This window comes from Nannocystis sp. RBIL2, assembly GCF_026626745.1.
Classification (GTDB): Bacteria; Myxococcota_A; Polyangia; order Nannocystales; family Nannocystaceae; genus Nannocystis.
Window position 1 is genome coordinate 5,449,596 of sequence record NZ_JAPNJW010000001.1, and the last position, 25,460, is coordinate 5,475,055.

Consider the following 25,460-nt stretch of genomic DNA (forward strand, 5'->3'; position numbering starts at 1 on the left):
GACCGCGCCCTGTAAAGCGCACCGGCCTCGCGACGTGGCCCACGTCGCACCCCGACAACCGCTGCGTTATGCTCTCGGCCCCGGATGGCAAAGCGCCAGCCAACTTGGTCGCGCCGGCTGATCGCCCTGCTCGAGCGCGGTTTGCCGCCCGCGCTGCTGGAAGACCACGAGATGCGTCGCAGGGCCCTCCTCATCGAGGGCACCGCCTGGTTGGTCGTCCTCGCCTGCGCGCTCACCGTGCCCGTCATCGCCGGCACGACCTCGGGCATCGGCCGCATCACCTCGCTGGCCGCCGATGTCGGCACCCTCGCGCTCACCCTCGTGGGCCCGTGGCTGCTGCGCCGGCGCGGCACGCCCGTGGCTGCGGGCCACTGGATCACCGCCTGCGTGTTCGCCGGCACCCTCTACGCCGTCTCGACCACCGGCGCCTTCGCCTCGCCCTACTGGATCTTGCTCGCCATCGTGCCCTTCCTCGCGGCGCAGATGGCGGGCCGCCGCGCGGGTCACCTGTGGGGCGCGATCTGCCTGGTCGGCGTGTGCGCGCTGTTCTTCGCCGACCACTTCACCGACGTCCTGCCGCAGTTCCACGACCCCGACCGCTACGCCACCACCACCGCGATCTACGGGGCGATGACGATCCTCGCGGTGCACGGCCTCAGCCACCTGGCCGACCTCGCCAAGGACGAGGCGATCGCCCGCGCCGAGGCGGCCGCGGCCCAGCTCGAGCACGCCGATCTCGAGATCGAGCGCGCGCGGATCCTCGCCCAGCAGGCCGTCGCGGCCAACAGCGCCAAGTCGGCCTTCATGGCGACGATGAGCCACGAGCTGCGCACCCCGCTCAACGCAGTGATCGGCTACGCCGAGATGCTGGTCGAGGACGCCGACGCCCAGGGCCTGCCGGACATGCGCGACGACCTCGTCAAGATCGTCGGCGCCAGCCAGCACCTGCTCGGGCTCATCGACGACGTCCTCGACCTCTCGCGCGTCGAGGCGACCAAGCTCGACCTCCGACGCGAGCAGTTCGCCCCCGAGGACGTCGCGCGCGAGGTCACCGAGGCGCTGCAGCCGCTCGCGCGCACGCGCGGCAACGTGCTCGAGGTCCGCGCCCCGCCGGCCCCGCTCCACGCCATGCTCGACCGCGGCCGGCTGCGTCAGGTCCTCATCAACCTGGTCGGCAACGCCCTCAAGTTCACCGCGCGCGGCCACGTCACCGTCCACGTGCGCGGCGAGGAGGTCGGCCCGGCCCGCTTCGTCGTGTTCGCGGTGGAGGACACCGGCATCGGCATCCGCGAGGGCGACCACCGGCGGATCTTCGAGCCCTTCACGCAGGTCGACTCGTCGCCGCGGCGCCGCTACGAGGGCACCGGCCTCGGCCTCGCCCTGTGCAAGCACCTCGTCGAGATGATGGGCGGCAGCATCGGCGTCCGCTCCGAGTTCGGCCGCGGCAGCGTCTTCACGGTCCGGCTGCCCGCCGAGCCTCCAGCGCGATCCGAACGGGCCGCGCCGGCCGCAGCGTGCTGACCCCGACGCTCGGCACCTCCGGCGTCAGCAAGCGCCAGCTGTAGCGCCGGGCCACCGCCGCCAGCGCGATCACCAGCTCGAGCAGGGCGAAGTGGATGCCGATGCAAATGCGATGACCTGCCCCGAAGGGCATGTACGCCGTCTTCTGGCGCGCCTGCGCCGCGCCGGGCGCGAACCGGTCGGGGTCGAAGCGGTTGGGGTCGGGCCACACGTCGGGCTGGCGGTGCAGCTCGTGGACCATCACGGTGATGATCGAGCCCTTGGCGATCGGGTAGCCGCCGAGCACGTCGTCGCGCGCCGCGGTGCGGGGGATCGCCCACACCGCCGGGTAGAGCCGCAGCGTCTCGTCGATCACCTGACGCGTGTAGGGCAGCTTCGGGATGTCCTCGAGGCCAGGTACGTCGTGATCGAGCGCGTCGACCTCGGCCTGCAGGCGGGCCATCACCTCGGGGTGGCTGGCCAGCAGCGTCAGCGCCCACGTCAGCGACACCGCGGTCGTCTCGTGGCCGGCGATGAACACGGTCATCACCTCGTCGCGCAGCTGCTCGTCGCTCATGCGGCGGCCCGACTCGTCGTCGCTGGCGGCGAGCAGCACGTCGAGCAGGTCGCGCTGCTCCGAGCCCGACGCGCCCTTGCGGCGCTTGCCGATGAGGTCGTAGATGAACGCGTCGACCTCTTTCTTGGCCGCGACGAACCGGCGGTTCTGCGGCGTGGGGATCCACAGCGGCGGCGTGAACAGCTCGAACAGGCGCCGGCTGGCCAGGTCGAGCGCCGTCCCGATCGCGCGCCCGATCGGCCCGGCGTCGCCGATCTCCGGCACCCCGAACATGGTCCGGCCGATCACGTCCATCGCCATCCGCATCGACTCGAACAGCGCCTCGATCTCCGTCTCGTGCGACCAGCGCTGCAGCATCTGCTCGACCGCGCCGCGCATGTCGCCGACGTAGCGCTGCACCGCCTTCGGCGTGAAGTGCGGCTGCATCAGGCGCCGCTGGCTGGTCCACGTCTCGCCTTCGGACGAGAACAAGCCTTGCCCGACGAGCAGCCGCAGCCCGTCGATCTCCGCCAGCTTTTGATACGCCCCGCGGCTCTCCACCAGGATGTGCTGCGCGTGCTCCGGCCGGACCGTCGGCACCACCACGATCTTCCCGAAGTGGACCGACAGCGGCGCTCCGTAGCGGCGCACCAGGTCGGTCATGCCGACGAAGTTGGTCTTCCTGGCGATGTCGACCATGCTGCCCAGCCACGGCAGGCCGGGCGCCCGGGGCATGGTCCTGAACGGCGTTCCACTGACATCGACGGGCGCGTTCATCGCAGCGCCAGCGTCGCACAATCGCCGCCCGTCTGGTACTGTCGGCGCGTGACTGCCCTCGGCGTCGGCATCCTCGGCCTCGGCAACGTCGGCGCGGGAACGGTGCGGCTGCTCGAGGAACACCGCGCGCGCATCGAGGCCCGTCTCGGGGTGTCCCTTAGCATCCGTCGCGTCCTCGTGCGCGACCGTGCGCGCGAGCGGGCCGTCGACGTCGCGCCGGAGCTGCTGACCACCGACATCGAGGCCGTCCTCGGCGACCCGGAGATCGCCATCGTCGTCGAGCTCATGGGCGGCGTCGAACCGGCGCGCAGCTACATTTTGGCCGCGCTGCGGGCCGGCAAGCACGTCGTCACCGCCAACAAGGCGGTGCTCGCCGAGCGCGGCGCCGAGATCTTCGCCGAGGCCGCCCGGGTCGGCCGGGCGGTCGTCTTCGAGGGCAGCGTGGCCGGCGGGATCCCCCTGCTCCGCAGCTTGCGGGAGGGCCTCGCCAGCGACCGGATCACCGGTCTGTGCGGCATCGTCAACGGCACCTCCAACTACATCCTCGACGCCATGACCCGCACCGGCGCAGGCTTTGCCGACGCGCTCGCGGGGGCCCAGGCGGCCGGCTACGCCGAGGCCGATCCCACGCTCGACGTCGGCGGTGGCGACGCCGCCCACAAGCTGGCGCTGCTGGCCCTGGTCGCGTTCGGCGTGCAGGTCGACCCGGCGACGATCCCGACCGAGGGGATCTCCCATATCACCGCGTTCGACATCCGGGCCGCCGCCGAGCTCGGATTCATCATCAAAAGCCTCGCCATCGGTCAGCGCGACGAGCACGGCGTCGGCCTCCGCGTCCACCCCACGCTCGTCCCCCGCGGCCACGTCCTCGCCGGCGTGCAGGGGGCCTTCAACGCGGTGCTCGTGCAGTCCGACGCGCTCGGCCCCAGCCTCTACTACGGCCGCGGCGCCGGCATGATGCCGACCGCAGTCGCAGTCGTGTCCGACATCCTCGAGGTCGCGCGCGACCTGCTCGCCGGCCTGTACTCCCGGCCAGGTCCCACAGGACAGGTCCCTTCGGCCATCCCCGCGCCGATCGCCCTGCGCCCGCTGGCCGACGTCGTCTGCGCCCACTACCTGCGCTTCCGCGCCCCGCACGTCCCCGGCGTGCTCGGCCGGGTCGCCGCCTGCCTCGGCCGCCACGGCGTCAGCATCCGCCGCATGTCGCAGGAGACCCCCTCCGACGACGGCTCGGCAGCGATGGTGATGCTGACCGAACCCGTCGCCGACGGCCCGCTGGCCGCCGCCCTCGTCGAAGCCGCCCTCCCGGTCACCCGCCTGCGCCTGCTCGCCGATTGAGACCTGTCCGCAAGGACATGTCGAAACATCGGCCGCAGTGACAGAGGCCTGACCTCCGCGGCCATCCAGCTTTGGCTGTCAGGGCCGAGCCCCTCCGTACCCCTGACCTCCGAGCCGGGACCTCGCGGACGCGCGAAGCAGGCCCGTCCCCCCGCCGCGTGAAGACGCCGAGATCGCCTGCACTGCCACATGGCGCAAGAGCCATGTTTTAGCCCCTACCACCCGGGCGGCCTCGTCGGCCTTGTCCCTCGCAGAGACGCTCCCACGCCGGTCTCTCCGCGTTCGCGCGATCGCGTGCCGGTCGCTGCCGAATCGTTGCTCCCATTTGACCCGTCGATTATTTTTTTGACCGACCGGCCAATTCAAGCGCGTTCACGCGCACTGCCGGCAATAGGAGACACCCCTTGTCGAGACCGACTCCCCTCATCCTCGCCCTCGCTGCGCTCACCGCCTGCGCTGATTCCTCCGCAGCAACCCCCGCGGAGCCCGTCGACGCCCGGTTCGTCGCCAGCGACGGCATCGACCTGCACTACGTCGAATACCCCGGCGACGGCAGCCCCGTCGTCCTCCTCCACGGCTACACCAGCACCGCGGACGCGACCTGGCAGGCGCCCGGCATCGCCCAGGCGCTGGCCGAGAATCACCGCGTCATCCTCCTCGATCAGCGCGGCCACGGCGACAGCGACAAGCCGCACGACCCTGCCGCCTACGGCGGGCGCATGCTCACCGACATCGTCGAGTTGATGGACCACCTCGACATCGACCGGGCCCACATCGCCGGCTACTCCATGGGCGGCAACATCACCGCGGTGCTGCTGAACGCCGCCCCGGAGCGGTTCATCACCGCCAGCCTGTGCGGCACCGGCGTGGCCGAAGCGGACGAAGCGCTGCGCACCGCCGCCGAGGCCCTCGACCCCGTCGGCGTCGATCCCGAGGAGATCGAGCTACTGAAGATGATCGAGGAGGGCAAGATCGACGCGCCGGTGCTCGACGACGCCGCGATGGAGGCGCTGGCGGTCGGCTGGGGCCAGTGGGGTCCGCCGCCCGTCGACCTCACGGACATCGAATTCCCCGTGCTCGCGGTCAACGGCGAGTTCGACCGCCCGTACTCGAAGACGGTGCGCATGGTCCGGGAGCTGCCGCAATTCGTGAGCTCCGTGATCCCCGGCCGCGGCCACATCACCACACTCATCGATCCCGGCTTCCGCGACGCGCTCGTCGACTTCATCGAGGCCCACGACGACGAATGACTCTCACCGCCGCGCGCGGCGGGCCGGGCCCTTCGAGCGCACCGTGTCGTCGGGTGTCGCGCGCGTGGCCGCCTCGAACAGCGCCACCGCCTCGCGCGACGCCTCGGCGAGGTCGACCTTCTCCCCGTACGTCGCGCGCTGGATCAGCACCCCGTCGATCACCGAGCGCACCGCCACCGCCATCGGCCGCGGCGAGAACCGGCGAAACTCCCCGGCCGCCTGCCCCTCCAGGAAGATCGCCTTCAAGAATTCGAAGCCCGGCTCGTACGTGCGCGCGTCGAGCACTTGCTGCCCGGTGCTCGTGCGCAGGCCGTTCCAGATCTCCAGCAGCGCCACCGCCTCCTGCCCGTGGCCGGCGATGAACGCGATGCTGCCCTCGATGTACGCCCGCAGCTTGCCCGCCGCGCGTGACTCGGCCGCGACTGTCGGCAGCACCCGCTGCGTCACCTTCGTCATCACCGACGTGTAGACCTGCGCGATCAGCTCGTCCTTACCGGCGAAGTGATAGGAGATCACGCCCTTGCTGATCCCCGCCCGCTCCGCGATCGTCGCCAGCGACGCCTGCGCGTAGCCCATGCTGGCGATGATCTCGATCGTGCATTGCACGATCTGGGCGCGCCGAGCCTCCTCCACGAAGGAGCGCGGCGCATCGCTCGAACCACCTCGCGGGGGCATGGTCGGCGCCAAAATGACACGCCGGCGCGACGAGGCGCAAGCGCGCACCGCTCGCCGCCGCTTCATCACCGGTCCGGCCGCGGGGACCCCCTCTGCCTGGCGGCACTCGCCGATCAGCTCCGGCCCGTTTCGATGCGCTCGACCAGCCGCGCGCAGATCGTCTCCACGTACTCGCGCGAAGCCAGCGCCCGCAGCCACGCCTCCGGGATCGCCGCCCGACCGTGCATCGCTCCCGCCAGCGCCCCCGTCACCGACGCCGTCGTGTCGGTGTCCTCGCCGAGGTTGATCGCCGCCAGCACCGCCTGTTCGTAGCTCGGGTGATTCGCCGCGCACCACAGGCTCGCCTCGAGGCAATGCACCACGTAGCCACTGCCGCGGATCGCCGACGCCGGCGCCTCGACGATCGACCCGTCGAGAATTTTTATTAAAACTTCACGCTCCGCTTCGGGCACGAACGGCGCCAGGTGCTGCGACGCCTGCGCCATCGCCTTTCGCAACGGCCATCCCAACACCACCAGCGGCAGCAGCAGCGAGAAGTACGCGCAGCACAGCTGCGAGCGCGGGTGGGCGTGCGTCAGCCCGCTGACCTCCATGCTGCAGCGGACGATCTCCGCCGGCGCCAGCGCGCGGGTGAACAGCGCCAGCGGGGCGATCCGCATCAGCGAGCCGTTGCCGTTGTCGCGCTCGCTGCGGCCGCCCCATGCCTCGGGAGGGGCCCCGTTGGCGAAGCGGGCGATCGCGCTGCGGGTGGCGATGCCGACGTCGAACACCTCGCCGTGCGGCGTATAAGCCTGTCCCTTGAGCCATGTCAGGAATCGCCCCATCATGTCGGGTGGGTCATACCCGTGATGAATCAAGCTGTCGGCCGTGGCCAGCAGCAGCGAGCTGTCGTCCGACCACGTGCCCGGCGGTTGATTGTAGGTCCCGTGGCCGCGCACCCCCGTGACCGGGTCGGCGGACAGTTGCTCGCGGCTGCGGAATTCGACGGGGACACCGAGCGCGTCGCCGGCCACGGCCCCGAGCAGGCACCCGAGCATGCGCGCGTGCGCGTCGACGCTTGCCGAGGTGCCAGGGTCGGCCAGAATCGCCGCATACGCGTCATGCACCGCCTCGTCGAAGCACACCAGTACGACCCGCTCGATCGCGGCGTCCTCGGCCAGAAACGCCGAGATCGTGCGCACCGCGACGGCGCAGGCGTCCTGGATCGGGTAGCCGTAGATGCCGCACGAGATCGCCGGAAAGGCGATCGTGCGCAGCCCGTGCGCGCGCGCCAGCTCGAGGCTGCTGCGATAGCAGGACGCCAGCAGCGCCTCCTCGCCGCGGTGGCCCCCGTTCCACACCGGCCCCACAGTGTGGATCACGTGCCTGGCCGGCAGCCGGTAGCCCCCGGTGATCTTCGCCTGTCCCGTGCGACAGCCGTGGAGCATGCGGCACTCGGCGACCAATTCCGGCCCGGCGGCGCGGTGGATCGCCCCGTCGACCCCTCCGCCGCCCAGCAGCGACGTGTTCGCCGCGTTGACGATCGCGTCCAGCGCGAGGCGGGTGATGTCCCCGCGAACCAGCTCGATCCGCCGCTCCGACATGCCGGCAGTGTAGGCCCAGATCGCCATTTGAGCCACCCGCACCGCGCCGCTTGCACATTTTTCAACCCTCGGTCAGATTCTCGACACACTTGAAGGAGGCCCGCTTGCTGCAGACGATCGACACCAACTTGTGGACCGCCACTCAGCCGCTGAGCATGCTCGGCCTGCAGATCGGCGCCCGCATGACCATCGTCAGGCTCGGCTCCGGCGGCCTCCTGGTCCACGCCCCGATCGCGCTGACCCCCGAGCTGCGGGCCGCGATCGACAGTTTGGGGCCGGTGCAGGCGGTCATCGCCCCCAACTCGATGCACCACCTGTTCCTCGGGCCCTTCCTCGCCGCCTACCCCTCGGCGCGCGGCTACGCGGCCCCGGGCGCGATCGCCAAGCACCCGGAGCTGCAGCTCGAGAGCATCCCCAAGAACCCCGACCTGCTCTGGGCCGGCGACCTCGACCACTTCGAGCTCGAGGGCGCCCCCAAGCTCGGCGAGGTCGCCTTCTTCCACCGCGCCTCTCGCACCCTGATCCTCACCGACTGGGTGTTCTACTTCGCGCAGGCGCCCAACTGGCTCACCGGGCTCTACCTCCGCCTCTCGCGCGCGCTCGGCAAGCCGACCCAGACCACGGTGATGAAGTCCTTGATCAAGGACCGCGCCGCCGCCCGCGCCTCGGTCGAGCGCCTGCTGCAGTGGGACTTCGACCGCGTCGTCATGAGCCACCGCGACATCCTCCCCGGCGGCGGCAAGGAGGCCGTGCGCGCGGCCACCGCCTGGCTGTAGCACCATGTCTTTCGCGACAGGTCTCATGGGACAGCCTCGAACCTCCGCCGACACCGAGCCGAGCCCCGAGGCGCGACGGCTGGCCCGCAAGTCGCGGCGCCAGGACAACCGCCGCCAGCAGATCCTCCGCGCCGCCCGCGAGGTGCTGCTGGCCAGCGGCCCCGAGGCGTTCACGATGGAGCAGGTCGCGCGGGCGGCCGACGCCAGCAAGGCCGCGCTCTACTACTATTTCCAGGCCAAGGAGGAGGTCGTCGCCGCCCTGGCGATCGAGGCCCTGCGGCGCGAGGTCGAGGCCGTGAGCGCCGCGGTGATCGCCGCCGAGCGCGGCATCGACGGCCTGGCCGCGCTGATCCGCGGCCGCGTCGAGCACTACCTCGCCGACCCCGACGCGTTTCGCATCCTCTACACCTGGGCGCCGACGCTCGGCGCGGCCCAGCGACTGGTGTTGGCGGAGATCTTGCCCCTCACCGCGGTCGTCAGTCAGTCGCTCGAGGCCAAGCTGCAGCGCGACCGCAAGGCCGGCCTGCTCCACCCCGACGCGAACCCGGCCCGCCTGGCCCAGGTCGCCTGGCTGACCAGCCACGGCCTCCTCAGCTATGCGATGAATCAACCCCACCCCGAACGCGGCGCCTGGCGCCCGCTGTGCGACGAAGCCTGCGCCGCCCTGGTCCGCGGCGCGACTCGCTGACCGGCCGCTCAGCTCGGGCGCTGCCCCGGGCGGAGCGTCGTCGCCGATTGCGACGCGAGCGTCGAGCACTCGCTCGCCTCTTCCGCGGGCCTCACGAATCGACCGCGTCGGCTGCCGCGACGTGGACGAATCGACGCACTCTACCGATTCTCAGGATGATCGCGCTCATTCCTCGCTCACGGCACCCGATACACGTCCGCCGGACTCGACCCGACGCGCCGTCCTCCCACGCGAACGATGGCGCGGCCGCCGATTGTTCGGAGCCACCCATTCCAGCGACGAGCCGAAGCATCCGCTCGACTCTCTGACAGTTCACGGCGCCAGCCACACGTCGCCGGACTCGACCCGCCGCGGCGGCCCGCCGTCGGCCGGCGCGACCAGCAGCGCCCCGTCGTCCGCCAGCCCGAGCGCCGTCGCCTGCTCTTTCGGACCTGCCCCATTCGACATGTCCACGAGCACAGCTCGTCCGACCAGCGCGCAGTGCGGCTCGTAGCGGCCGCGGATCGCCGCGAAGCCGCCGGCGAAGAACGCGTCGAGCGCCCGCTCCAGCGCGGGCAACAGCTGCGCCAGCACCTCCTCGCGGCTCGGCGTCGCCGCCTCGAGCTCGCGGCGCAGGCTCGTCGCCGACTGCGCCAGCGGGCCCGGGAACAGCGCCCGGCCGACGTTGACGCCGAAGCCGACCACCACCTCCGGCGACGTCCCGACCCAGCGCGCCTCGCAGAGGATCCCTCCCAGCTTGCGGCCGTCGACCAGCACGTCGTTGGGCCACTTCAGCTGCGCCGCCGGCAGCCACCGCGCCAGCCCCTCGCGCAGCCCCACCCCGACCGCCAGGCCGAGCGCCCCGATGGCCTTGCCCGGGGCGGGCCGCAAGATCGCGCTGACGTACAGGTCCTCGCCCGACTCCGACGCCCACGCGCGCCCGAGTCGGCCGCGACCCGCCGTCTGCGCGTCCGCGGTGACGAGCGCCCCGTGCGGCGCCCCGGCGCGGGCCCACGCCATCGCCCGGTCGTTGGTCGACCCGAGCTCCGCCCAGTGCTCGCGCGGCCGCCCGAGCCAGCGCGTCGCGAACGACATCTCTTCAAACGATCCGCTCACGCCCGCCTCCGCTCGCTCGACCTGTCCCGAGAGACATCACGAGCCGCGGCTCCCGCCCCGGCACCGCGCGCCGCTGATCACATTACCCTCAGGACATGTCTCTTTCAACATGTCCTTCCGCTCAGGCCCAGGTCCCGTCGGCGCGCTCGAACAGCAGCGAGATGTCGGCCGCCGGCACGCTGTGCGTCAGGCGACCGACGCTGATCACGTCGATCCCGAGCTGCGCCGCCGCGGCGATGCGCTCGAGCCCCACCCCGCCGGAGACCTCGAGGATCGCCTTGCCGGCGGTGATCGCCACCGCCTCGCGGACGGCGGCGTCGTCCATGTTGTCGAGCATGATGATGTCGGCGCCGGCGGCCAGCGCCTCGCGCAGCTCGTCGTGGCTGGTCACCTCGCACTCGATCTTCATCGTGTGCGGCGCCACCTGGCGGGCGCGCTCGATGGCCGCAGTGATCCCACCGGCCGCGCGCACGTGGTTCTCCTTGATCAGCACCGCCGCCCCGAGGTCGTTGCGATGGTTGTGGCCGCCGCCGCAGCGGACCGCGTAGCGGTCGAGCGCGCGCAGGCCGGGCATCGTCTTGCGGGTGTCGGTGATCCGGCAGCGGCCGCCGGCCGCGTCGACGTAGGCGCGGGTCAGGGTGGCGACGCCGGACATCCGCTGCAGCAGGTTGAGGGCGGTGCGTTCGGCCGCCAGCAGCGCCTGGGCCGGTCCCTCGATGCAGGCGATCTCGGTCCCCACGGCCACGCGCGCGCCGTCGCGCACGTAGGCGGCGAAGCCCACGCCCGGCTCGACCCGGCGGAACACCGCCTCGGTGACCTGCAGGCCGGCCACCACCAGGTTCGCCTTCGCCACCATGTGCGCGCGGGCGCGCACCTCGGGGCCCACCGTCGCGCGGCCGGTGACGTCGCCGCTGGCCAGGTCCTCCGCCAGGGCCGCCTCGATGATCGCCGCGACGGGTCCGAGCTCGCTCCAGGGGTCACGCATGGCCGGGAGGGTGCCACACGGCCATGCCCGCCGCCACCGCGCGCCTCGCTCGTGCAGCCGCGTCTGCGCCCGACTGCGCAGCGATCACGCCGCTTGCCAGCGCTCGATCGGCCAGCCGAGCGCGCGCGCGCGCCGGAGCAGCCGGGGGTCGGGGCTCACCACTTGCGGCCGGCCGACGCGCTCGAGCATCGGCAGGTCGGAGAAGCTGTCCGAATAAAAGTAACTTCGGGACAGGTCGATGTCGTGCTCCGCGGCGAACCGCTCGGCCAGCACCACCTTGCCCGGGCCGGCGCAGGCGGGCGCCACGTGCTTGCCGGTGAGGACCCCGTCCTGCTCCTCGAGCCGGGTGCACAGCACGTGTTCGACGCCGAGGCGCTCGGCCAGCGGCTCGACGGAGAAGCGGGTGCCCGACGACAGCAGGGCGACGACGTGGCCGTCGCGGCGGTGGCGGGCCACGCGGGCCTGTCCTTCGGGGCAGATCCAGCGGACGATCTCGGCCTCGAACCACGCCCGCGTGTCGGCCTCGACCTCGGCCACCGGCACCCCCGCGTAGTCGCGGACCGCCTTGGTGGTCATGGCCTCGAGGTCGAGCAACGAGAGGCGGTAGCGGACCACCCATGTCAGCGAGCGCAGCGCCTTGGCCGCCGACATCTTGCCGATGCGTCGCTGGTGGCGCACCCACAGCACCGCGGAGTTGACGGCGAGCAGCGTGTGATCGACGTCGAAGAAGGCCCCCACGGTGTTCGGTTCGGGCCTGGTCGTCACGCGCGGAAGGTACTCGCCAGGAGCAGCTCCATCAACAGGTTGGCGCTCATGTGGAACAGGGCGGGGGCCCAGAGGTTGCCGCTGCGGCGCCACAGCCAGGCGAACACCAGCGCCGGGAAGAAAGTCGCAAGCCGCGCCGCCTGGGCCATCCCGACCAGGTGTCCGACCGCGAACAGGAGGCTCGACAGCACCGCGGCCACGCCGATCTGGGCCCCGAAGATCCGCCGGCGCGGCGGGAACCGCTCCTCCAGCGCGCTCATGAGGTAGCCGCGGTGGAACACCTCCTCGGCCAGGGCCACCGCGAACAGGCCTTCGACCACCTGGAACACGAAGCCGAGGCCGAAAGTGGCGGTCCAGGTCGCCGGCAGGCGCAGCGACTCCGGCCAGAAGCCGCCGGAGTGGCCGCGGCACAGTCGCTCCAGGTAGTTCTCGAGGCCGCCGGCCCACGGCGTCATCTGCTCCACCCACAGCGCCGGCGACAGCACCCGCAGGTCGCCGGCGCAGACCTGGTCGTAGAACCACCAGAACCCGAGCACGAACGGCGGGAACACCAGCAGACAGGCGCCCACGGCCCAGCGGAGCGCGCGCCAGCTCCACGGCGGGATCGGGCCGTCCGGGCCGACCTGGTAGCGGGCCTGGACCTCCGGCTCGTCGCGCAGCAGCCAGCCGGGCAGGAAGTAGAACGCCGCGACCAGCCCGGCCCCGCGGACCATCGACAGGCCGGGGACGAGGCCCATCAGGCCGTATGCGGCGTACAGGCCGCAGGTCGCGAGCACCGCGGTGCGGGCGCGCCGGCTGGCCTCGGGGGACGTCACGGCGCGCGAGCTTACCTTACTGGCCTCAGCGCAGGCTGGTCGCCAGCCGGGTCAGCCGGCGGCGCAGCGTCTCGAGGTTCTCGACCAGCATGTCCACGTGGTCGAGCACGCGGACGTCGCTGGCCAGCGCGTGGACATCCTCACGCTTGATGCGGGGGCTCTCGAGCATCCGCAAGATCTCGGTCAGATAGCCCTCCACGTGGCCCAGCGCCATCCCCGTCTCGCGGAGGTCGTCGTCGATGAACAGCACCAGGTTCTCGACGCCACGCACGCCGCGGAGGGCGTCGCTCTCCGGGTAGTCGCGCGAGGCGCGGTCCATGATGCGGTCGCGGGCGCGGGTGCGGTTGCCGCTGCGGCGGCGCTCCCGACCGTCGAGCTCGCGAGCCTCAGCAATTTCTGGACCATCCAGGGTCAGGGGGGGAGCCAGCGACTCGGGCATGGCGGTGGCATGGCAGGCATCGCGGCGCCCGGCAAGTTTTCGGCTAAATCCTCGTGCGTGGTCCTCCACGGCCGCTCCGACGCGCGCCACGCCTGCCCATCGGAGCAGATGTTCACGTCTTCGCCGGTCTGGCCGGCCCTGCGTGAAGATCCTAACGAGCGCGCGCAGGGCCTGGCCGGAGGAGTTGTCCTAATCTGTGCCGCTCGAAGCGGCCGGTAGGGCGCAGCGGGCGGTCCAAGCCTCTTGCGCCCGAACTTCGGGGCCCCGGTGGCCTTCACAGCAGAATCAGCGGAAACCAGGCGCGCCCGGCCAGAACCTCTGTGATGATCCCCGATGAGAAACTGCAGGAGCTGCGGGATCGGATCGACATCGTCGATTTGATCGGGCGCTACGTCGGGCTCAAGCGGGCGGGCAAGAACTTCACCGCGTGCTGTCCCTTCCACCAGGAGCGCACGCCGAGCTTCTTCGTCAACCCCGAGCGGCGCAGCTACAAGTGCTTCGGCTGCGGCGTGTGGGGCGACGGCCTCGACTTCGTGATGCGCATGGACGGGCTCGGCTTCCTCGAGGCCGCGCGCCACCTCGCCGGCGTGTTCGGCGTCACCTTGCCCGAGGGCCTGGTCGACCGGAAGTCGAACGAGCAGCAGCTCGAGCTCGAGAAGGCCCGCGAGATCACCCAGGTCGCCGCCGACTTCTACCGCGAGATGCTCGAGAGCCGGCCCGAGGGCAAGCTCGGGCGCTTGTATCAGCAACAGCGCGCGATCAGCCCCGAGCTGGCCGCCACCTTCATGCTGGGTTACGCGCCCGCGCCGGCCGAGTCGGGCAGCTGGGACCGCTTGAAGCTCCACCTGCAATCGAAGGGCTGCGACCTCGCGCTGGCCGAGAAGCTGGGCCTGCTGGTGCGCAGCGACAAGGGCTCGGTCTACGACCGCTTCCGCGGGCGGCTGATGTTCCCGGTGCTGCAGTCGAACCGCAAGCCGATCGCCTTCTCCGGGCGGATCTTGCCGGAGTACGCCAAGGACGCCGACGGCCGCGAGGCGCCGAAGTACTTGAACAGCCCGGAGTCGCTGCTCTACACCAAGAGCAAGACCCTGTTCGGGCTGCACGTCGCGGGCCAGGCGATGAGCCGGGCGCGCCGCGCGGTCCTCGTCGAGGGCAACGTCGACGTCGTCAGCATGCATCAGCGCGGCTACGTCGAGACCGTGGCGCCGCTGGGCACGGCGCTGACGGCCCAGCAGGCGGCCATCCTCAAGCGCTTCACCGACACCGTGGTGCTGTGCTTCGACGGCGACAACGCCGGTCGCAAGGCGATCCGGGCCGCCATCCCGATCTTGCTCGAGGAGGGCCTCGACGCCCGCGTGGTCGCGCTCGACCCCGGCGCCGACCCTGACAGCACCGACCCCAAGCGTTTGGCCGCCCTGCTCGAAGAGCCAGGTTCGGCGCTCGAGTGGTTGGTCAAGCAATGGGTGGCCCAGGGCGCGCTCGACTCGATCGACGCGCAGGAGCGCGCGATCTCCGCTTTGCAGCCGCTCCTCGGCAAGGTCAAGAGCGACGCCGCCCGCGAGCGCTATGCCGAGCGCGCCGCAAAGTTGCTCAGGCTGCCGGTGGGGCGCATATCGTCGCGCCAGAGTCCGCACGGACCGCCAGGTCCTCAGGGAAACCGTGCCGCGCCCAGCCCGCCGTCTCGACATGCCGCCTCGCCGTCCGCGCCTGCACGGCCCTTGCCCGAGCTTCCGCGCCATCAAGTTGCGCTGCTCGCCCTGCTGGTGGACAACCCACACCTGGCCGAGAAGGCCGAGCAGGCGGGTGTGCAGCACTACGTGACAGATCGCAGGCTCTCGCCCATCGCCGAGATGGTGGTGCGGCAGGCCCTCGTCGGCGAGAACCCGACCGAGGGCGAGCTGCTCGAGCTCATCCCGCCCGAGACGCGGCGCCAGGTCCACGACGCGGTGTTCGTCGGCACCTTCCGCGACACGCAGGACGACCCGGTGATGCTGTTGAAGGACTGCATCCTCGATTGCCGACGCGAGCAGCTCAAGGCCGAGTCGCGACGGCTCGACGTCCAGCTGCGCGAGGCGAAGGAGCGGGGCGATCTCGACCGCGCCCGCGAGCTGTCGCTGAAGAAGATCGAGCACAACCGTCAGCTCGCCAACCTCGACGAGCACGCCCTCATTCCTCCGCCGCAACCACCATCGGGCCTGCGGGCCTGATCGTCCGTAGTCCTCCGGGGCGCGGAGCTTCCTTCTCGCCTTTGTCGCATACGCAGTCACTCCGAGGCCAGAGCACCCTATGACCCCCAGCAAGACGCGCACCGTGGACCGTGAGAAGCTCAAGAAGCAGCTCATCGCCTTCGGCAAGAAGAAGGGCCACGTCACTTACGACGAGCTCCACGAACTCCTGCCGCCCGACCTGATCGACCCCGAGGAGCTGAGCGAGTGGGAGCGGACGCTGCAGGACGAGGGCGTCCAGGTGATCGCTGGCGAGGCCGCCGCCAAGGAGGCCGCCAAGCCCAAGCTGGCCACGCGCAAGGTCATGCCGAAGCGCGACGAGGACCCGGAGGACGAGCCCTCGCGCACCAACGACCCGGTGCGCATGTACCTGCGCAAGATGGGCAGCGTCTCGCTACTCACCCGCGAGGGCGAGGTCGAGATCGCCAAGCGCATCGAGCAGGGCGAGATGCGGGTCCTCGAGATCGCGCTCGCGTCGCCGGTCTCGGTCCCCTACATCCTCGAGATGTTCGACCGCATCAAGCGCGGCCAGATCCGGGCCAAGGACGTGCTCAACATCTCCAACCCGGCCGAGGCCGGCCCCGGCGCGCTGCCGATGAGCAACGACCCGACCGCCCTCAATCAAGAGGCGGCCATGGAGAACCTCGGCAAGCAGGTCGAGCGCATCCGCCGGCACCAAAAAGAGCTCGACCGCATCAAGCTCATCCTCGCCGTCGACACCAAGAAGGCCGTCGTCGTCGCCGTCAACGAGCCGCCCACCCCGCCGCTCGACGACAAGTCCCGCGAGGTCCACGCCAAGGCCGGCGAGGAGCACAAGCGCCAGATCCTCGAGGCCATCCAGGACATGAAGCTCGGCCGCCGTCCCATCGACGGCATCGTCAACGAGCTCACCCTCCTCGTCGAGCGCGTCGCCCGAGCCGAGAAGGACCTCATCCAGTGTGAGCGCCGGGCCGGCATGGACCTCAAGGAGCTGCGCAAGCTCTTCAAGGACGTCCGCCTGTCCGAAGAGGAAGAGTTCAAGCTGTGCCGCCGCCTCGGCCTCCACCCCTCGGAGCTGCACGAGATCGAGGCGCGCATGAAGCTGGCGATCAAGCGCATCCGCGCGGTCGAGCAAGAGACCAACATGCGCGCGCCCCAGCTGCGCGAGCTCCACGAGCAGCTGATGAGCGCCCGCCGCCAGGCCGAGAAGGCCAAGGCCGAGCTGGTCGAGGCCAACCTCCGCCTCGTGGTCTCGATCGCCAAGAAGTACACGAACCGCGGCCTGCAGTTCCTGGACCTGATCCAGGAGGGCAACATCGGCCTGATGAAGGCCGTCGACAAGTTCGAGTACAAGCGCGGCTACAAGTTCAGCACCTACGCGACGTGGTGGATCCGGCAGGCCATCACCCGCGCGATCGCCGACCAGGCGCGGACGATCCGCATCCCGGTCCACATGATCGAGACGATCAACAAGCTGATCCGCACCAGCCGGTCCCTCGTGCAGGAGCTCGGCCGCGAGCCCACGCCGGAAGAGATCGCCGAGAAGATGGAGCTGCCGCTCGACAAGGTCCGCAAGGTCCTCAAGATCGCCAAGGAGCCCATCTCGCTCGAGACCCCGATCGGCGAGGAAGAGGACTCGCACCTGGGCGACTTCATCGAGGACAAGAACATGATCTCGCCCACGGACGCGGTCATCAACATGAACCTCGCCGACCAGACCCGCCGCGTCCTCGCCACGCTCACCCCGCGCGAGGAGAAGGTCCTCCGCATGCGCTTCGGCATCGGCGAGTCGTCCGACCACACCCTCGAGGAGGTCGGTCAGGACTTCTCCGTCACCCGCGAGCGCATCCGCCAGATCGAGGCCAAGGCGCTCCGCAAGCTGCGTCACCCGTCCCGCAGCAAGCGCCTCAAGGCGTTCGTCGAGAACTGAGGCCGACCCCGGCCCGAGCCGCACGGCGAGCGTCGTCACGACGCTCGCCGTCGTCGCGATTGCACATATGTCTCTTCGGCCATATGGTAGATTCCCGGCATGCGCGTCGTTCGGCTCCTACGCACGCCGTGGTGCCCCTATTCCCTGATGTCCGCCGCTGACGGCGAGCGCATCGCGGTCGGCGGCGGGGCCTGGTACGGCGGCGGCGGGATCCTCCTCGCGCGCCTGAGCAGCGACGAAGTCGCGCTGCACCCCGTGCAGGAGTCCGGGCGGCGCTTCACCGTCTCCGGCGTGTGCTTCTCGGGCGACGATCGCCACCTCGCCGCATCGACGTGCAGCGCCAGCCACCACCACGGTCCGACGTACCTGTTTTGAGGTGAATGACCTGACGCTGCGCCCCGCCGCGACGCTGGTCCACGCCTACAGCGACCCGATCGGCGATCCCTGCCCGACCGGCGTGCTCCTGACCCGGGAGCGCGTCATCGTCCGCAACGACACCTCGATCCCCGCGGATGTCTTCGCGCTGTGGCCGCCTCCGCCGGAGCTGCGAATCGTCGGCTCGCAGGGGCACCCGCGCTCTCACAGCGGGATCGCTTGCCCGAGCGTGGCTCGCCGCGGGCCCTCGCCGCGCATCCCGCGAGACCGGTGGTGGCCGTGGGGATCAAGCAGCAGCACCACGCAGAGCGACTCGCCGCGACCGTGCTGCTGGTCGACCTGGCGTGAGCACCTGGGCCCGAATCGACGCGATCGCGAACGGGCGGGCCCGCGCGGCGCAGTGACTCGCTTCCGGCGCGGTGAGCGCGTGAGTGCGCGACGCTGCCGACCTGCGCTATGGTGGAGCTCGAGTGTCCCTCGTCCTCCTCGCCCTCATGCTCGTCTACGGCGCCATGCGGTCGGCCCTGTGGGCGCGGGGGCAGTGGCGGTTCTTTCGCATGCGCGGCGACTTGCCGTGGGCGGGCGCGCCGGCTCAGGCCCCCGCCCACCTGGGCGATTCGCTCACCCGGCTGCTCTCGCACAGCCACGCGGGTCGCGTGCAGCTCGTCGCCAGCGCGCGGCAGGTCACCATGGTGCTCGTCGTCGACCCGGACGTGGCTTTCGGGTGCGTCCGGGACTTCCGCTTCCGGTTCGCGCTGGCGGGCGCCTGGTCGGCCGCCAACGCGTGGCTGCGGGCCTACGACGGCCTGCCCGAGCACGAGCAGCGGCGGCTCGAGGAGTACGGCTACACCGCGCGGCAGTTCGGCGAGCGCCGGGTGGAGCTCGGCCGCGCGGTCCGTCGCTGCGTCCGCGCGCCCGCGCTCGAGCCGTTCGCGGTCGCCGACGTGACGGCGGTCCAGCAGCTCGTCCTGGCCCTGATCCGCGACCTCGAGGCCTGCGAGCGCGCCTTGCTGGCGGGTGCGCCCGAGCACCCGTACCGCGCGGTCGGCTGAGCTCGTCGCCGCCCATCCCCCCGGTCGGCTCGTCGGCCCGTGATTCTTAAATCGGGTTAAGCTTCGGCCCGTGTTCGACCCCGCCTCACTCGCCACTCCCGAGGTCTGGATCAGCCTGCTCACGCTCTCGGCCCTCGAGATCGTGCTCGGGCTCGACAACATCATCTTCATCTCGATCCTGGTCGGGAAGCTGCCCGAGGCGAACCGCGACCGCGCCCGCCGGATCGGCCTCATGGGCGCCTTCGTCACCCGCCTGGGCCTGCTGGCGACGCTCAGCTGGATCATGCAGCTCGACAAGCCGTTCTTCGAGCTGCTCGGCCACCCCTTCACCGGCAAAGAGATCGTGCTGCTCGTCGGCGGCCTGTTCCTGATCTACAAGTCGACGAAGGAGCTTCACGACAAGATCGAGGGCGACGCCGAGGGCCACATGGTCGCCAAGGGCGCCGCGTCGGTCGGCGGGGTGATCTTCCAGATCCTCCTGCTCGACCTGGTGTTCTCGATCGACTCCGTCATCACCGCGGTCGGCATGGCCCAGGACCTCTGGATCATGGTCGCAGCCAACGTCATCGCCCTCGGCGTGATGTTGCTGGCGAGCAAGTCGATCGCGGTGTTCGTCGACCGCCACCCGACCATCAAGGTGCTCGCCCTCAGCTTCCTGCTGACGATCGGCCTGCTGCTGACCGCCGAGGCGTTCGAGATCCACGTGCCCAAGGGCTACATCTACTTCGCCATGGCCTATTCGGTGGGGATCGAGATGATCAACATCAAGATCGGTCGCAAGGGCAAGATCAAGCACGCGCCCGAGACCGACCCGCAGTCGGCTCACCCGTTCTGAGCCGACGAGCGGCCCCCGGCGCCGCTGTCCTCGCCCTTCGTCGTCGGGGCCCCGGGCAGGGACCGGCTCGAATCGACGGGCTCGCCCCGCACCAGCCGGTCGCTGCTGTCGGAGGGGCGGCCGACGAAGCCGGCGAGCGCCTGCGCCAGCTCTCGCACCGAGCCGAATCGCTTCTCGCGGTCCTTCTTGAGGCAGCGAGCGACGACTTGCTCGAGCTCCGTGGAGACTCGGGGATTCAGCACACTCAGGCGCTTGGGCCGCGAGACGATCACGCTCTCGCAGATCGACTCCACGTTCAGCCCCTCGAACGGGCGCATCCCTCCGAGCATCTCGTAGAGCACGACCCCCAGCGCCCAGATGTCGCTGCGGACATCCGCCTCGCTGGTCTGCAAGATCTGCTCGGGGGACATGTATTGCGGCGAGCCCGTCAAACCCTCGGGAGTGGCCGCCTGCTTGGCGATCGGGTCGCTCCCCGGCAAAGGCCGCGCGACGCCGAAGTCCAGCACCTTGACGACGACGCTGTCGTCCTCGCCGCGCACCAGGAACAGGTTCGAGGGCTTGATGTCCTGGTGCAGGAGGCCGGCCGCGTGGATCTGCTGGACCCCGACGCAGGCCTGCAGCGCGTAGTCGAGCGCCTCCTGCACCGGCAGGACGCGGCGCTTGTCGAGGTACGTGTCGAGGTCCTCGCCGATGAGCCGCTCCATGACGATGTACGGCGCGCCGTTGCCAAGGTTGCCGACGTCGAGGATCTCCGACACGTGCTTGTTGCGGACGCGCATCAGCGCCCGCGCCTCGGTGGCGAAGCGCTCGATCATCGCCTGATCGAAGCGGGCGTTCGGCAGGAGGAACTTGATGGCGACCTTGCGATTCTCCTGCAGATCGGTCGCCGACACGACCACGCCCATGCCGCCGACGCCGAGGATGTCGCCCATACGATAGCGACCCGCCACGGTGTCGATCGGCAGCGGTACGTCGGTGAACACGTCGGAGAACACGGTCGAACGCGCAGCGAACAGCGCCGGGTCGAGCGCCGGCGGGGCGGAGGTCGTCGCTCGCGCCTCCCGCAATTGCCGGCGCAGCTTCAGCTCGTTGGTGACCTGGCGGGCCAGCATCTGCAGCGAATCGAGCTGCCGCGGCGAGATGTCGTGCGGCACATGGTCGAACACGCAGAGCGTACCGAGCACCACGTCGTCCTCCATCACCAGCGGCACTCCGGCGTAGAAGCGGACCGGTGGGTCGGCCAGGGTGAAGGGATTGTCGAAGAAGCGGGGGTCTTGAAGCGCGTCGGGTACGACCAGGACCTCGTCCGGTTCGAGGATGGTGTGGGCGCAGAACGACAGCTCGCGCGGGCACTCCTTCTGCATCTGCGGGATCCCGACCTTGGCCTTGAACCATTGCCGATGGGCGTCGGTGATGGTGATGACCGCTCTGGGGACATTGCACAAATGGGTGGCCAATTGCACAATGTCTTCGAACGCCGGCTCCGGTTCGGTGTCCAATATGCCGCAGCTCTGCAGCACCTGCAGACGCTGCCGTTCATTCGTCGGCTGAGACGGATAGAGCATGGCCTACTTCGGTTCAACCATTGTCCAGATCCATGAGCGCCGCAATGGGGTATACAGACAGCCTCTGCTGTAAGATACGGACGGTGCAGGTCCGTGCGCGCGGCCGGCGATCCGGCGAGCTCAAGCGGTGAACCGCGACAGAACTCCCCTCGCAGGGCCTGTCTGCCAGGACGAAGCGCTGGACGTAAGAGCCGCGACGGGCGGCTCCGCCCCTACGACCTCTCGTTCAACCTTTGTCTCACTGCTGCCCAATCCAGCCACGGCGGAGAAGGCTCGCCTCGCGCTGCGCACATAACATCGTTATCCATCGACCGTCAGATCTCGCCGCATAGGCGGCCTGGACTTCGCCAATGCGCCCCCCATTGGTGCCGGCCCGCGGCGCCGAGTTCGCGGTTTGCCTAATTCGCGGCAAAACTCGGCGTAAACGCCGTCCTGCGAGGATTCCTCGCAGCCGCCTGCTTCACCGAAGTTTCTTGGCCGACTTCTTCTTCACCGCCACCTTCTTCGCCGACTTCGATCGCGCGGCCTTCTTCGTCGCAGCCTTTTTCGCCGTCGTCTTTGTCGCAGCCTTCTTTGTCGCAGCCTTATCGGGCGACTTGGTTGCGGCCGCCTTCTTCGTCAAGGCCTTCTTCGTCGCCCCCTTATCGGCGGACTTGGCTTTGGCCACTTTCTTCGTCGTCGCGCTCTTGGTCGCGGCCTTCTTCGCCGCAGCCTTCTTCGCGCCCGCGCGCGCGCGGCTCTTCTTCGCCGCCTTCCGGCCCGCCCCCTTCACATCACATGTCTCTTCAGACACATTATAAAAATTATAAAATTCCTCGTGCTCGCCGAGCCCGTGGACCAGGCGGATCGACGCTCCGAATTCCGCCGCGCGTTCGGTCATTCGCATCGCGCAGAGCATCAGGTTCCACTCGCCGCAAGCTTGCCAGGGGTAGCAATCGCCGGCGCCGCCGCGGACCACGTGCATCCCGGCGCCGGGCCAGGGCGCGCCGTCGTCGGGCGCCCCGCTGTAGTGCTCGTGCCAGTGGTCCGCGCACAGCTCCGGGTAGAGCCCGTAGCCGTGCAGGCCGAACGCGTTGTGGGTCGAGCCGTCCTCGTCCGCGAGCATCGCCTCGATCGTCGCGTCGTCGGGCAGCGCATCGCCCCACGGCAGCAGACGGCGGTGCAGCCCGCCGCGGGCCGCGTACTCGAGCTCCGCCTCCGCGGGCAGCCGCAACGCCGTGCCGAGCAGCACCGCGGTGATCTGCTCCGGGTTCAGGTGCGCCGGCGCCTTCGGCACGTGGCCGTAGAGCGGGTCGCGCAGGTTCGGCAACCAGCGCAGCGCCTGGCCGACGCTCAGCACGCGCTGGGCGATCAGGAACGGCGGCACCACCACCCGGTGCAGCGGACGCATTTGCCCGATCTCGCTGAGCAGCAGATCGAACTCCTGATCGAAATCCTCTGCCGCCGCCTCGGCCCGGTCGCGAGCGGCGCGGATCGCCGCCTCCTCCTCGGGCGACAGGCCCATGTCGAAGCCGCCGCCGGGCACAAGGCTCAGCTCGCCGACCGTCGCGTGCACGAACACCGCCACCGGCGCGCTCGCCTGACCATAGCGGCGCAGGCCCTCATATTTAAAAAATTCGCCCCCCAGCTCCGCCGCGACCAGCCGCGCCAGCTCCTCGCGGCGCTCGTCGGTGGCGGCCGCCCAGAGGGTGTGGTCGAACAGCTCGGGGCCCGCGGCGACGTGCAACATCCGCCCGTTGTACCAGGGCCGCGACGCGCATTGCATCCAGCATCGTCGCGCGCTCTGCTGCGCAAGCGCGAGCAAAGCGCGAGCGAGCGCGACCGTACTCGTCGCACCCTCGCAGCTCGACCTCGCGGCGCGCTCGCTCGGCCTCCGCGCTGACGCGGGCCTGTCGCGATCTCCGACCGTCGCGCGGACTTCGAGCTCGACATGCCTCGCCCGCGAAGCCCCAACGTAGCGAACCGCCCCCACGCGAGCCTCGCACCAAGACCCGGCCCCACAACCCTGTCGCGGTGGCGCTCGCCCCCCAGCCCGCGCCCGTGGTCTCGCCGCTCCGGACGCGCTCCCGCGGCGACGCGCGAATTCAGCGGCGCGCGCCTTCGCGCCGCGCTACACCTGGTGAGCCTCGCCCTCTCCACCCCATCACACAGCCCTCTCGACCTGTCTCGAGGAACATCTCATGACAATGACCTTTTGGACATGGATGTCCAGCCCGATCGGCGACCTGCGGCTCGTCGCCGGCGGCGGAGCCTTGCGCCGCGTCCACCTGACCGAGCGGCAGGGCGACCCGACCCCGGCCGCCTACGGCAGCGAGCGGGACGACGAGCCCGTGTTGCAGCAGGCGCGGCGCGAGCTGGACGAATACTTCGCCGGTGAGCGGCGGCGCTTCGACGTCCCGCTGGGCGCCGAGGGCAGCGAGTTTCAGCGGGCCGTGTGGGCCGCCCTGATGGCCGTCGAGTTCGGCGCGATCTGCAGCTACGGCGACATCGCCCGGGCCATGGGTCGGCCCACCGCCACCCGGGCCGTCGGCGGCGCCAACAACAAGAACCCGATCCCCATCATCGTCCCCTGTCATCGCGTCGTCGGCAGCGATCGCAGCCTCGTCGGCTTCGGGGGCGGCCTCGAGCGCAAGCGGTGGCTCCTGGCCCACGAGGCTCGGCTGGTGGGCGCCGTGTTCCCCGGCTACGATCCGCCGCGATGTTGAAGCGGAGCTCGCTCGCGCTCGCCCTCCTCGCCGGCGCCTGCGCCACCAACCCTGACGGCGGCCGGCTGCACGAGGTCCCCAAGGGCCTCGTGCACGTCGTCTTCACCGGCATCGACACCGCCCCGCGCGAGGACCTCTCGTGGCGCGAGGCGCTGCGCCTGCAGGAGCGGGCTCGCGAGGAGCTGCAGCGGACCGCCCGGGACGAGGGCCACGTCGCCTGGTTCTTCCACGCCTTCGACGAGGACGACCTGATCTTCATCCTCGCCCGCTGGCAGCCCGGGCAGCTCGGCGGCACCTACGAGGTCACCGCGCGCTACAGCGTCCCGCGCACCCGCCGGGGCGAGCGGATGCTCGGCGTCGCCGACGAGATCGCCGAGTACGAGCGGGGCGTCGGCAAGATCCACGCTGGCATGTCCCTCGCAGAGGTCGAGGCAGTGCGCGGCAAGCCCGACCGGCTCGTCGAGCTCGGGCCCTTCGGCGCCTTCGACATCATCTACCCCGACCTGTGCGTCCGCTTCCTCGAGGGTCGCGCCGCCCACTTGTGGTCGCCCGAGCGCTGCCAGCCGTAGCCGCGACCTCGCGGCCGCGGCTCGTTCTTCGCTCACCGCGGCGCCGCGCGTCTCAGCAGTTCGGGCACGCGCACGCCAGGTCGACGTCGCCCGCCCCTTCGCCGCAGAAGCCGAACGGCTCGACGCAGGCCTCGCCCGCGCACTCGCAGCTCGCCTTGCCGCCGCACTCCGTCGGCAGGGGCAGGCACGTGCGGTTGGTTTCGAACGCCTGGAATTCGACGCACATCTGCGTCTCGGGGCACAGCTTGCAGTCGGGCACCTTGTCGCACGAGATCACCGGCACGCACGCGCCGCTCCAGCACGCGCCTTCGATCCCCGGCAGCGTGCCCTCCGGGCAGTCGGGCGGCAGCGAGTCGCAGGCGACCTCGCTGCTGCAGTCGACCTTCTCGGTGGTGCACTGGCCGAGCACGCACTTGGCCTCGTCGATGCCGATCTGCTCGCACTGCGTCGCTTCGCACTCGGACTTGCAGATCGGGTCGGTCTGATCGTTCGGGATGCCGTAGCACGAGCAGCAGTCGTCGTGCAGCTTGCAGTCGGCGTCGACCTCGCACGGCCCGCCGCCCATGCCGCCGGTCGTCCCGTCGGTGCCGGTCCCCGTGTCGGGCTCGGTCGTCTCGCCGGTGGTGCCGAGCGTCGTCTCGCCGCTGGTCGTGCTCATCGCCTCGGTGGTGCTCGGGGCCGCCGTACCGGAGTCCTCCGTGGTCGTCGGCTCGCCGCTGGTGGTCGCCGAGAGCGCGGTCGTGGACGCGTCCGTCGTCCCGGTGTCGGAGGTCGGCTCGAGGGTGGTGACCGGCGAGTCGGTGGCGGCCGTCGACCCCGGCCCGCTGACATCGGTGGTCCCGTCGGTGTTCGAGGCCGACGCGGTGCTGTTGCCGAGGGTCTCGCTGCTCTGGGGAGCGGCCGTCGAACACGCCGCGAGGCCGACGCTGGAGATCAACAAGAGAGATCTAAGTCGCATGGACCGAGGATGGCAAAGGGCCCGC

24 protein-coding genes and 1 pseudogene are annotated in these 25,460 nt (G+C 70.5%); 13 read left to right on the top strand and 12 right to left on the bottom strand.

Going from position 1 to position 25,460, the window contains the following annotated elements:
• Positions 1-84: 84 nt before the first annotated feature.
• Positions 85-1,521 carry an ATP-binding protein gene (locus tag OV090_RS21630; protein WP_267705935.1) on the top strand — a complete coding sequence of 479 codons (1,437 nt, stop codon included), beginning with the start codon at positions 85-87 and terminating at the stop codon, positions 1,519-1,521.
• On the opposite strand, the gene OV090_RS21635 is transcribed toward OV090_RS21630, so the two are convergent.
• Complete coding sequence (locus OV090_RS21635; RefSeq protein ID WP_267705936.1) at positions 1,454-2,791, bottom strand: cytochrome P450; 1,338 nt, start codon at positions 2,789-2,791, stop codon at positions 1,454-1,456. The two genes, OV090_RS21630 and OV090_RS21635, sit on opposite strands and share 68 nt — an antisense overlap.
• Positions 2,792-2,881: 90 nt before the next feature.
• Between OV090_RS21635 and OV090_RS21640 the strand changes: the two genes are divergently transcribed.
• Complete coding sequence (locus tag OV090_RS21640) at positions 2,882-4,171, top strand: homoserine dehydrogenase (RefSeq protein WP_267705937.1); 1,290 nt, start codon at positions 2,882-2,884, stop codon at positions 4,169-4,171.
• A 404-nt stretch (positions 4,172-4,575) separates the two neighbouring features.
• Positions 4,576-5,421: an alpha/beta hydrolase gene (locus OV090_RS21645; RefSeq protein WP_267705938.1), complete on the top strand. Its 846-nt coding sequence runs from the start codon at positions 4,576-4,578 to the stop codon at positions 5,419-5,421.
• Positions 5,422-5,424: 3 nt separating this feature from the next.
• Here OV090_RS21645 and OV090_RS21650 read toward each other — a convergent pair whose 3' ends face one another.
• The 3 genes and pseudogenes from OV090_RS21650 to OV090_RS50795 form a co-directional block, all read right to left on the bottom strand.
• Positions 5,425-6,054 carry a TetR/AcrR family transcriptional regulator gene (locus tag OV090_RS21650; protein ID WP_267705939.1) on the bottom strand — a complete coding sequence of 210 codons (630 nt, stop codon included), beginning with the start codon at positions 6,052-6,054 and terminating at the stop codon, positions 5,425-5,427.
• A gap of 155 nt (positions 6,055-6,209) precedes the next feature.
• Entirely contained in the window at positions 6,210-7,133 is a 924-nt protein-coding gene (locus tag OV090_RS50790) for an ADP-ribosylglycohydrolase family protein (RefSeq protein WP_267707142.1), read from the bottom strand.
• 42 nt (positions 7,134-7,175) lie between these two features.
• Positions 7,176-7,679, bottom strand: a pseudogene (locus OV090_RS50795) (O-acetyl-ADP-ribose deacetylase); the annotation flags it as partial.
• A gap of 104 nt (positions 7,680-7,783) precedes the next feature.
• Between OV090_RS50795 and OV090_RS21665 the strand changes: the two are divergent.
• Both OV090_RS21665 and OV090_RS21670 read left to right on the top strand, forming a co-directional pair.
• Positions 7,784-8,455: a DUF4336 domain-containing protein gene (locus tag OV090_RS21665; protein WP_267705940.1), complete on the top strand. Its 672-nt coding sequence runs from the start codon at positions 7,784-7,786 to the stop codon at positions 8,453-8,455.
• A gap of 25 nt (positions 8,456-8,480) precedes the next feature.
• A complete protein-coding gene (locus tag OV090_RS21670) occupies positions 8,481-9,143 on the top strand; it encodes a TetR/AcrR family transcriptional regulator (RefSeq protein WP_267705941.1) in 663 nt (220 codons plus the stop codon).
• A gap of 312 nt (positions 9,144-9,455) precedes the next feature.
• Here OV090_RS21670 and OV090_RS21675 read toward each other — a convergent pair whose 3' ends face one another.
• The 5 genes from OV090_RS21675 to OV090_RS21695 all read right to left on the bottom strand — a co-directional run bounded on the left by OV090_RS21675 (position 9,456) and on the right by OV090_RS21695 (position 13,242).
• Positions 9,456-10,217, bottom strand: a complete 762-nt coding sequence (locus tag OV090_RS21675) for a biotin--[acetyl-CoA-carboxylase] ligase (RefSeq protein ID WP_267705942.1) — start codon at positions 10,215-10,217, stop codon at positions 9,456-9,458.
• Between the two features lie 142 nt (positions 10,218-10,359).
• Positions 10,360-11,223: a carboxylating nicotinate-nucleotide diphosphorylase gene (gene nadC / locus OV090_RS21680; RefSeq protein WP_267705943.1), complete on the bottom strand. Its 864-nt coding sequence runs from the start codon at positions 11,221-11,223 to the stop codon at positions 10,360-10,362.
• An 84-nt stretch (positions 11,224-11,307) separates the two neighbouring features.
• A complete protein-coding gene (locus OV090_RS21685; RefSeq protein WP_267705944.1) occupies positions 11,308-11,988 on the bottom strand; it encodes an HAD family hydrolase in 681 nt (226 codons plus the stop codon).
• The gene (gene mrtZ / locus OV090_RS21690) at positions 11,985-12,803 is read right to left on the bottom strand and encodes a myxosortase MrtZ (protein ID WP_267705945.1); all 819 of its coding nucleotides are present in this window, start codon (positions 12,801-12,803) and stop codon (positions 11,985-11,987) included. Before mrtZ ends, OV090_RS21685 begins: the two co-directional genes overlap by 4 nt.
• 25 nt (positions 12,804-12,828) lie before the next feature.
• Positions 12,829-13,242, bottom strand: a complete 414-nt coding sequence (locus OV090_RS21695) for a hypothetical protein (protein ID WP_267705946.1) — start codon at positions 13,240-13,242, stop codon at positions 12,829-12,831.
• Between the two features lie 323 nt (positions 13,243-13,565).
• Between OV090_RS21695 and dnaG the strand changes: the two genes are divergently transcribed.
• The 6 genes from dnaG to OV090_RS21725 all read left to right on the top strand — a co-directional run bounded on the left by dnaG (position 13,566) and on the right by OV090_RS21725 (position 19,638).
• Complete coding sequence (gene dnaG, locus OV090_RS21700) at positions 13,566-15,449, top strand: DNA primase (protein WP_267705947.1); 1,884 nt, start codon at positions 13,566-13,568, stop codon at positions 15,447-15,449.
• A 79-nt stretch (positions 15,450-15,528) separates the two neighbouring features.
• Positions 15,529-17,376 carry an RNA polymerase sigma factor RpoD gene (gene rpoD, locus OV090_RS21705; protein ID WP_267705948.1) on the top strand — a complete coding sequence of 616 codons (1,848 nt, stop codon included), beginning with the start codon at positions 15,529-15,531 and terminating at the stop codon, positions 17,374-17,376.
• A 147-nt stretch (positions 17,377-17,523) separates the two neighbouring features.
• Complete coding sequence (locus tag OV090_RS21710) at positions 17,524-17,751, top strand: hypothetical protein (protein WP_267705949.1); 228 nt, start codon at positions 17,524-17,526, stop codon at positions 17,749-17,751.
• A gap of 219 nt (positions 17,752-17,970) precedes the next feature.
• Positions 17,971-18,099: a hypothetical protein gene (locus OV090_RS21715; protein WP_267705950.1), complete on the top strand. Its 129-nt coding sequence runs from the start codon at positions 17,971-17,973 to the stop codon at positions 18,097-18,099.
• Positions 18,100-18,221: 122 nt separating this feature from the next.
• Positions 18,222-18,803 carry a hypothetical protein gene (locus OV090_RS21720; protein ID WP_267705951.1) on the top strand — a complete coding sequence of 194 codons (582 nt, stop codon included), beginning with the start codon at positions 18,222-18,224 and terminating at the stop codon, positions 18,801-18,803.
• 70 nt (positions 18,804-18,873) lie between these two features.
• Positions 18,874-19,638: a TerC family protein gene (locus OV090_RS21725; protein WP_267705952.1), complete on the top strand. Its 765-nt coding sequence runs from the start codon at positions 18,874-18,876 to the stop codon at positions 19,636-19,638.
• Here the strand turns inward: OV090_RS21725 and OV090_RS21730 are convergent.
• Together OV090_RS21730 and OV090_RS21735 are read right to left on the bottom strand one after the other, a co-directional pair.
• Positions 19,626-21,203: a protein kinase gene (locus OV090_RS21730; RefSeq protein WP_267705953.1), complete on the bottom strand. Its 1,578-nt coding sequence runs from the start codon at positions 21,201-21,203 to the stop codon at positions 19,626-19,628. The genes OV090_RS21725 and OV090_RS21730 overlap by 13 nt on opposite strands.
• A 460-nt stretch (positions 21,204-21,663) precedes the next feature.
• A complete protein-coding gene (locus OV090_RS21735) occupies positions 21,664-22,932 on the bottom strand; it encodes an SUMF1/EgtB/PvdO family nonheme iron enzyme (protein WP_267705954.1) in 1,269 nt (422 codons plus the stop codon).
• 457 nt (positions 22,933-23,389) lie between these two features.
• Here OV090_RS21735 and OV090_RS21740 point away from each other — a divergent pair, with 457 nt between their 5' ends.
• Together OV090_RS21740 and OV090_RS21745 are read left to right on the top strand one after the other, a co-directional pair.
• Positions 23,390-23,908, top strand: a complete 519-nt coding sequence (locus OV090_RS21740; protein ID WP_267705955.1) for a methylated-DNA--[protein]-cysteine S-methyltransferase — start codon at positions 23,390-23,392, stop codon at positions 23,906-23,908.
• On the top strand, positions 23,902-24,477 hold the full coding sequence (locus tag OV090_RS21745; protein ID WP_267705956.1) for a hypothetical protein: 576 nt from the start codon (positions 23,902-23,904) through the stop codon (positions 24,475-24,477). The genes OV090_RS21740 and OV090_RS21745 overlap by 7 nt, the downstream gene beginning before the upstream one ends.
• A 52-nt stretch (positions 24,478-24,529) precedes the next feature.
• Here OV090_RS21745 and OV090_RS21750 read toward each other — a convergent pair whose 3' ends face one another.
• The gene (locus OV090_RS21750; protein WP_267705957.1) at positions 24,530-25,435 is read right to left on the bottom strand and encodes a hypothetical protein; all 906 of its coding nucleotides are present in this window, start codon (positions 25,433-25,435) and stop codon (positions 24,530-24,532) included.
• Between the last annotated feature and the right edge of the window lie 25 nt (positions 25,436-25,460).